This is a genomic window from Streptomyces sp. NPDC052020 (genome assembly GCF_040680575.1).
GTDB lineage: Bacteria > Actinomycetota > Actinomycetes > Streptomycetales > Streptomycetaceae > Streptomyces.
Genome location: NZ_JBFAWY010000001.1, coordinates 302,614 through 309,924, shown reverse-complemented (window position 1 = coordinate 309,924; position 7,311 = coordinate 302,614). Strand labels below are relative to the sequence as shown.

The window sequence follows — 7,311 nt, the reverse complement described above, 5'->3', positions numbered from 1 at the left end:
CCCGCCCCGGTAGGCGATGACCTCCAGGCCGCCGACGGTGACGCCGACGGTGTACTCCTCGTGGGCGTGCGGGGCGTAGACGTGCCGGTCGAAGCGGGCGGTGAGCAGGTCCAGGGGCGGGCCGCCGCGGCCGAGGCGGGCCCTGCTCCACCGTGCCTGTTCCCCCCGTACGCCCACCGTGCGCCACACCCCCCGCCTCAGGGGATCAGAGGAAGGTCCCGGTGTCCACCGGTTTCCGCACCGCCGGGTGCCGGGTGCCCGCCCCCTTCCCGGCGGCCCACGGCGGCCCGGCAGGCACCGGCGAGCGCCCCGTACGCTGGCACGGAGCTCGATCCGAAGGAGTACCCGTGCTTGTCCTGCTGCCGCCGTCCGAGGGTAAGGCGCCGTCCGGCTCCGGTGTCCCGCTGAAGCTGGAGTCCCTGTCGCTGCCGGGGCTGGGCGAGGCCCGCGCGGCCGTGCTCGACGAGCTGGTCGAGCTCTGCGCGGGCGACGAGGACGAGGCGCGGGCCGTGCTGGGGCTGAGCGAGGGGCTGCGCGGCGAGGTCGCGAAGAACGCGGAGCTGCGCACGGCGGGGGCCCGTCCCGCCGGGGAGGTCTACACCGGCGTGCTGTACGACGCGCTGGACCTGGCCTCCCTCGACCCCGCCGCCCGGCGGCGGGCCGCCGGCTGCCTGCTGGTCTTCTCGGGGCTGTGGGGCGCGGTCCGGGTGACCGACGAGATCCCCTCCTACCGCTGCTCGATGGGGGTGAAGCTGCCGGGCCTGGGCGCGCTGGCCGCGCACTGGCGGGCGCCGATGGCGGCGGTGCTGCCCGAGGCGGCCGGGGACGGTCTGGTGCTGGACCTCAGGTCGTCGGCGTACGCGGCGGCGTGGAAGCCGAAGGGCGAGGTGGCCGGGCGGACGGCGACCGTGCGGGTGCTGCACGCGCCGACCCGGAAGGTGGTCAGCCACTTCAACAAGGCGACCAAGGGGCGGATCGTGCGCAGCCTGCTCACCTCCGGGGCCGCGCCCGGGGACCCGGCGGAGCTGGTGGCGGTGTTGCGGGGCCTCGGCTACGAGGTGGAGGCGCAGGCGCCCGCGAAGGCGGGCAAGCCGTGGTCGTTGGACGTGCTGGTGAACGAAATCCACTGACCCCACCATGCGTTGCACTGTGCGCAACGGCCTTTGCACAGGGTGCGCGTCTGAGGGCACGATGGGACCATGAGCTCACCACTGTCCTCGCTCTCCACCGGTCCCGGCCCGGCCGCCTCCGTTCTGGACCTCGCGCCCGTCGTACCCGTCGTCGTCCTCGACGACGCCGCCGATGCCGTACCGCTCGCGCGGGCGCTGGTCGCCGGGGGGCTGCCCGCCATCGAGGTGACGCTGCGCACGCCGGCCGCACTCGACGCCATCCGGGCGATCGCCGAGGGCGTTCCCCAGGCGGTGGTCGGCGCGGGCACGGTGATCACGCCGGGTCAGGTGACGGACGCGGTGGCGGCCGGGGCGCGTTTCCTGGTCAGCCCGGGCTGGACGGACGGCCTGCTCCAGGCCATGCGGGCGTCGCGGGTGCCGTTCCTGCCGGGGGTGTCGACCACGTCGGAGGTGGTGGCGCTGCTGGAGCGCGGGGTGCGGGAGATGAAGTTCTTCCCGGCCGAGGCCGCGGGGGGCACGGCCTATCTGAAGTCGCTCGCCGGTCCGCTGCCGCAGGCCCGCTTCTGCCCGACCGGCGGCATCGGGCCGGACTCCGCGCCCGCATACCTGGCGCTGCCCAATGTCGGCTGCGTGGGCGGCAGCTGGATGCTCCCGAAGGACGCGGTCGCCGCCCGGGACTGGGAGCGCGTGGAGGAGCTGGCGCGGGAGGCGGCCGCGCTCGGCGGGACCGGCACGGCCCGCTGACGCCCCCTCGCCGAACGACACGGCCCGCTGACCGCGCCCCTGCGAGCGCCGCGGCGCGGTCAGCGCAGGTGTGAGGTGTCGTTGAACAGCCGGACGCTGGCGCCGCCGTCCGCGTAGTACGCCACCGCCGACAGCGAGGCCGCCGACAGCTCCATGCGGAACAGGGACTCGGGCGGGGCGCCCAGGGCGAGCCGTACGAGCGTCTTGATCGGCGTCACATGGGTCACCAGCAGCACGGTGCGGCCCGCGTACGCCGCGACCAGCTTGTCCCGGGTGGCGGCGACGCGGGCGCCCGCCCGCGCGAAGCTCTCGCCGCCGCCGGTGGGCGCGGCGTCCGCGGAGACCAGCCAGGCGTTCAGGTCGTCCGGGTAGCGCTCGCGCACCTCGGCGAAGGTGAGCCCCTCCCAGGCGCCGAAGTCGGTCTCGCGCAGGCCGTCCTCCACGGTCACGTCCAGCCCGAGGCGGGCGGCGACGACCGCGGCGGTCTCCCGGGTGCGGGCCAGCGGCGAGGAGACGATCGCCTGCACGGTGCCGCGCCGGGCCAGGGCCGCGGCGACCCGCTCGGCCTGTTCCCGGCCGGCCGCGGAGAGGGAGGGGTCGCTGCCGCCGCTGCCGGAGAACCGCTTCTGCGGGGTCAGCGGGGTCTCACCGTGCCGCAGCAGGACGAAGGTGGCGGGGGCGCCCATGTCGGGGGGTCCCCAGCCGGGCGCGGCCACCGTCCGGGCGGCCCGCACATCGGCTTGAGCGGCCCCGGACCCGCGCGGCGCCCCGGACGGGCCGGCGGTCCCGGACGGTACACCGGGCTCGGCCGGTGTACCGGACTCAGCCGGTACGCCGGTGGGGTCCGTCGCGCCGGCCCCGGCGGCCGGTTCCCCGGCGCGGGCGCCGGCCGGGCGGCCCCCCGCCAGGGCCGCGCGTACCCGTGCCGCGCCCGCCGCCGCGTCGCCCGGCGGGCCCGCCGGCTCGGGAGCCGCGGCGGCGGGCGGCGCGGCGGACGTGGCCGACGGCTCCGGGGGCCGCCACTGCTCTCCGCGGCCCCCCGCGTCCATCGCCTCGTTGGCCAGCCGGTCCGCGTGCTTGTTGCTCTCCCGCGGAATCCACTCGTACGTCACCCGTCCGGGCGGGAAGACCCCCGCGGCGTCGGCGGCGAGCGGCTTCATGCCGGGGTGCTTGATCTTCCAGCGGCCCGACATCTGCTCGACGACCAGCTTGGAGTCCATCCGGACGTGGACGGCCGCCTCCGGGTCCAGCGCGCGGGCGGCGCGCAGACCGGCCAGCAGGCCCCGGTACTCGGCGACGTTGTTGGTGGCGACCCCGATGTACTCGGCCGCCTCGGCGAGGGTCTCCCCCGTCGCCGCGTCCCGCACCACCGCGCCGTATCCGGCGGGCCCCGGGTTGCCCCGCGACCCTCCGTCGGCCTCGACGACGAACTCCCGCACCGGACCGGCTCCTACAGGCCGGAGTCGGCCGTGCGCACCAGGATGCGGCGGCAGTTCTCGCAGCGCAGCACCGCGTCGGACGGCGCCTGGCGGACCTCGTTCAGCTCGGTGATGGCGAGCTCCTGGCGGCAGCCCTGGCAGGTGCGCTGGTACAGCTTGGCCGCGCCGACGCCGCCCTGCTGCCCGCGCAGCTTCTCGTACAGCTTGAGCAGGTCGGCGGGGATCGCGCCCGCGATGACCTCGCGCTCCTTGGTCACCGAGGCCGCCTCGCCGTCGATCTCCTCGAAGGCGGCGTCGCGGCGCCCCGTCGCGTCGTCGATCTTGGCCTGGACGGCGGAGACCCGCTCGGTCAGCTCGGCGACCCGCTCCTGCGCGGACTCACGGCGCTCCATGACCTCCAGGACGACGTCCTCCAGGTCGCTCTGCCGCTTGGCGAGGGAGGCGATCTCGCGCTGGAGGTTCTCCAGGTCCTTCGGGGAGGAGACGGCGCCGGAGTCCAGGCGCTGCTGGTCGCGGGCGGCGCGCTTGCGCACCTGGTCCACGTCCTGCTCGGCCTTGGTCTGCTCGCGGGCGCAGTCGCTCTCCTCGGTCTGCGCGGCCACCAGGAGGTCGCGCAGCTGCGTGAGGTCCTTGGTCAGCGACTCGATCTCGGCGTGCTCGGGCAGCGACTTCCGCTTGTGCGCGAGCTGCTGGAGGCGGACGTCGAGGGCCTGGACGTCGAGGAGACGGATCTGGTCGGCGGGCGCGGCGTTCAGTTGGGGGCTCCAGGTGAATCGGCGGAGGGGGCGCCTGACGCGCTCCCGGGAAGGGCGGTGGCGGACGCCGCGTGGGCGGTCCAGGGGTCGGTGACCGTCTTGGACACGTGGACGCGCAGGTCCCAGCCGTGCCGGTCGGAGATCTCGTCGAGCTGCGCCGCGGCCAGCTCGCACCAGGGCCACTCGGTGGCCCAGTGCGCCGCGTCGAGCAGCGCGAGGGGGCGGTGGGCGTGGTCCGCCATGAACTCGGAGGCCGGGTGGTGGCGCAGGTCCGCGGTGAGGAACGCGTCGACGCCGGCCGCCCGGACGTGGCCGAAGAGGCTGTCGCCGGAGCCGCCGCTGACGGCGACCGTGCGGACGACCGCCTCGGGGTCGCCGGCGACCCGGATGCCCTGGGCGGTGGCGGGCAGGCGCTCGGCGGCGCGGGCGGCGAACTCGCGGAGGGTCAGCGGGTGGTCCAGTTCGCAGACGCGTCCCAGGCCCCGCCGGCCCTCGGGGTCGGCGGCGTCCGGCACGAGGGGCCCGGTGACGCGCAGGTCCAGGGCTCCGGCCAGCGCGTCGGAGACGCCCGGGTCGGCGGTGTCGGCGTTGGTGTGGGCGACGTGCAGCGCGATGTCGTTCTTGATCAGCGTGTGCACCACACGGCCCTTGAAGGTGGAGGCCGCGACCGTCGTCGTACCCCGCAGATAGAGCGGGTGGTGGGTGACGAGCAGGTCGGCGCCGAGCTTCACCGCCTCGTCGGCGATCTCCTGGACCGGGTCGACGGCGAACAGGACGCGCGTCACTTCCTGGCCGGGGTCGCCCACGACGGTGCCGACCGCGTCCCAGGACTCGGCCCGCTCGGCGGGCCACAGGCTCTCCAGCGCGGCGATGACTTCTGACAGACGGGGCACGGGAGCAAGGCTACCTGCCTGTTCTGCGCCGTTGCACCGGTACCGCCGGGCCGGGGCGGCACAGCACAGCCGCCCTCGGCTCCTCAGGCGAACGACCACCGGGCCACCCATATGTGTGAAGCGGACGATCACCGCCGTCACACCCGTGCGTGCGAAACTAGCTTCGTCACAGGAGGTGACCGAACGATGACGGTCTGTGCCATCGAGACGTCGGCGGACCCTGAGGACGACACGGCGCCACCGGCGGGCTGTGCTCTGACCGCCGACGGTGCCTACGCCGCCCGCCTGGCCCTGAGCGGCGGCTGCTGGTACCCGGAGCGCTGGACGCTGGACGGGCCGGAGCCGTACGCGGTGCCGCTGCCCGCCCACCAGCCGGAGGAGCCCGGCACCGAGGTGCAGCCGATGGGCGACGGCCGGGTGCTGGTCCACCGGGTGGCGGCCGGGCGGCACGTCTTCGCGCTGCTGTACCCGACCGGGCCCGGCACCGGGGAACTGCCGCTCGGCGCCGTGGAGTGCGCCGAGGGGACCCGGCTGCGGCTGCTGCCGCCGGCCCCGGGCGGCGAGCGGGCCTACGCCGTGGCCGCCGGCCGGCACGCGTCGGCGGTGTGGCTGGTGGCGGGCGGCCCCTTCGGGCCGGAGAAGCTCGCCGAGATCCCCGGGCGCTGCGCGGGCGGCGTATGGCTGGACCGCACCGAGCGGATGCTGGCCCTGGACCGGCGGGCGGGCGGGCGCACCAAGGCGGTCGTCGTGGATCTGGCGCGCGGCGGCGAGGTCTCGCCGCTGCTCCAGATCACCCCCGACAGCGACGACCGGGTGGTGCTGGCCGACCCGGACAGCGGCCTGCTGCTGGTCCGCTCCGACGCCCCCTCTCCCGGGCGGCCCCGGCTGGGGTGGGGGGTGCTGGGCAGCACGCTGCCGGTCCGCTTCCCGGAGTGCCTGCGGCTGCCGGACTGCGTGGTCACGCCGTTCGCGATCCAGCCCGGGCAGGCGCTGGCGCCGGAGAGCTGCGCCGTGGCGCTGCGCGTCGACGGCCGGTTCGGCAGCTGGGTCGGGATCTGGCGGCCCGCCGACCGGCGGATGCACCACCTGCCGGCGCCCGAGGGGTGGCTGGCGGGCGCCGGTGCGTGGACCGCGGACGGCGCGCTGCGGTTGCCGTACGCCACGGCCGCGGTGCCGTGCGGTCTGGCGCGTCCGGCGGTTCCCGCGCCGCGGGCGGACGGGCCCGGCGGCCCCGGCCGGGAGGGGGACGTGCGCCGCCCCGCGGCCCCGGGCGCCGGTGTCGCGGGCCGGGACGGCACGAACCGGTCCGGCACCGCGGGGCGGGACGCGAGCGCGGGGCGGGAGCGGAGTCCGGGCCGGGAGGGGGACGCGGAGCGGGACGGCGCCGCGGGCCCGGGCGGTCCGGTCCGGGACGGCACCCGGCCGCCCTCGGCCGGTGGGGCGCTGCCGCCGACGCCGGGCGGAGGCGGAGAAACCGCACCGGGCGGGGGCGGGGACGTCACACCGGGCGGGGGCGGGGACGGTCCGCCGGACGGATTCACGCAACCGACGCCGACCGGGCACGCGAAGACGGCACCGGGCGGATACACCGCGGCCGCGCCCGGCACCCCGCACACCCCGTCCGGCGCGTACGCGCGACCGGTACCCACCGCGCGCACCCACCCGGCACCGGACGGCATCACACCACCCGCGCCGGCCGGGTACGCGACAGCCGCACCACGCGGAAACACCGCGGCCGCGCCCGGCACCGCGCACACCCCGTCCGGCGCGTACGCGCGACCGGTACCCACCGCGCGCACCCACCCGGCACCGGACGGCATCACACCACCCGCGCCGGCCGCGTACGTGATAGCGGCACCGGGCGGTTATCCGGCCGCCGGACCCGGCCCCTGCCCGCAACCGGCGCCGACCGTGTTCGCGCGCGTCGCGCCGGCCGGCTTCGGGGACGTCGCCCCCGGCGCGTTCGCGGAAGGGGAGCCGGGTCCTCCGATGGGGGTCGCGGGAGCCCGCCCGGTGCCGTTGCGAGAGGCCCCGTTGGGGCGGCTTGTAACGAACTAGTCCCGGTTGGCGTGGCCGTCTGGATTCGGCCGGAGGTGTGCCGGTTACACTCGCCCGGCCGTAGGAAAGATCATGTTGACGGGGTGAGTTCCTTCCGATGAGCGACGCCAGCACGAACCAGCCGATGACGGCCGACGGTGCCGACGTTCAGAAGATCGCCGCCGGCCGTGGCCGGCACCGTGGTCCGGTCTCCAGCCAGGACCGCGAGACGGCTCCGCGGGGCCGTCACCGCAAGCCGTCCGAGGAGGCCGGCACGGCGGCCTGAGGGCACGCCGGGGACACACGGCAGCGG

7 protein-coding genes and 1 pseudogene are annotated in these 7,311 nt (G+C 76.6%); 4 read left to right on the top strand and 4 right to left on the bottom strand.

All coding sequences use genetic code 11. The annotated features are described in order from the left end of the window. Positions 1-177, bottom strand: a 177-nt coding sequence (locus AB0L74_RS01420; protein ID WP_365644491.1) for an AraC family ligand binding domain-containing protein, incomplete at its 3' end; no start/stop codon positions are given. A gap of 170 nt (positions 178-347) precedes the next feature. Between AB0L74_RS01420 and yaaA the strand changes: the two genes are divergently transcribed. Both yaaA and eda read left to right on the top strand, forming a co-directional pair. Beyond that, the gene (gene yaaA, locus AB0L74_RS01415) at positions 348-1,130 is read left to right on the top strand and encodes a peroxide stress protein YaaA (RefSeq protein ID WP_365644213.1); all 783 of its coding nucleotides are present in this window, start codon (positions 348-350) and stop codon (positions 1,128-1,130) included. A 69-nt stretch (positions 1,131-1,199) separates the two neighbouring features. Then, complete coding sequence (eda, locus tag AB0L74_RS01410; protein ID WP_365644210.1) at positions 1,200-1,874, top strand: bifunctional 4-hydroxy-2-oxoglutarate aldolase/2-dehydro-3-deoxy-phosphogluconate aldolase; 675 nt, start codon at positions 1,200-1,202, stop codon at positions 1,872-1,874. A 59-nt stretch (positions 1,875-1,933) separates the two neighbouring features. Here eda and AB0L74_RS01405 read toward each other — a convergent pair whose 3' ends face one another. Genes AB0L74_RS01405 through AB0L74_RS01395 form a run of 3 tightly spaced genes read right to left on the bottom strand, consistent with a single transcriptional unit; the run spans position 1,934 to position 4,961 of the window. Continuing rightward, positions 1,934-3,313: a bifunctional RNase H/acid phosphatase gene (locus AB0L74_RS01405; protein ID WP_365644208.1), complete on the bottom strand. Its 1,380-nt coding sequence runs from the start codon at positions 3,311-3,313 to the stop codon at positions 1,934-1,936. A gap of 11 nt (positions 3,314-3,324) precedes the next feature. Further along, positions 3,325-4,068: a C4-type zinc ribbon domain-containing protein gene (locus tag AB0L74_RS01400; protein ID WP_365644488.1), complete on the bottom strand. Its 744-nt coding sequence runs from the start codon at positions 4,066-4,068 to the stop codon at positions 3,325-3,327. Then, positions 4,065-4,961 (bottom strand): Nif3-like dinuclear metal center hexameric protein, encoded by an 897-nt coding sequence (locus AB0L74_RS01395; protein ID WP_365644205.1) that lies wholly within the window; start codon positions 4,959-4,961, stop codon positions 4,065-4,067. The genes AB0L74_RS01400 and AB0L74_RS01395 overlap by 4 nt, the downstream gene beginning before the upstream one ends. Before the next feature lie 186 nt (positions 4,962-5,147). On the opposite strand from AB0L74_RS01395, the pseudogene AB0L74_RS01390 reads away from it, so the two are divergent. Beyond that, positions 5,148-6,164 (top strand): annotated as a pseudogene (locus AB0L74_RS01390) (hypothetical protein); the annotation flags it as partial. Between the two features lie 952 nt (positions 6,165-7,116). Then, complete coding sequence (locus AB0L74_RS01385; RefSeq protein WP_365644202.1) at positions 7,117-7,284, top strand: hypothetical protein; 168 nt, start codon at positions 7,117-7,119, stop codon at positions 7,282-7,284. Positions 7,285-7,311 lie beyond the last annotated feature (27 nt).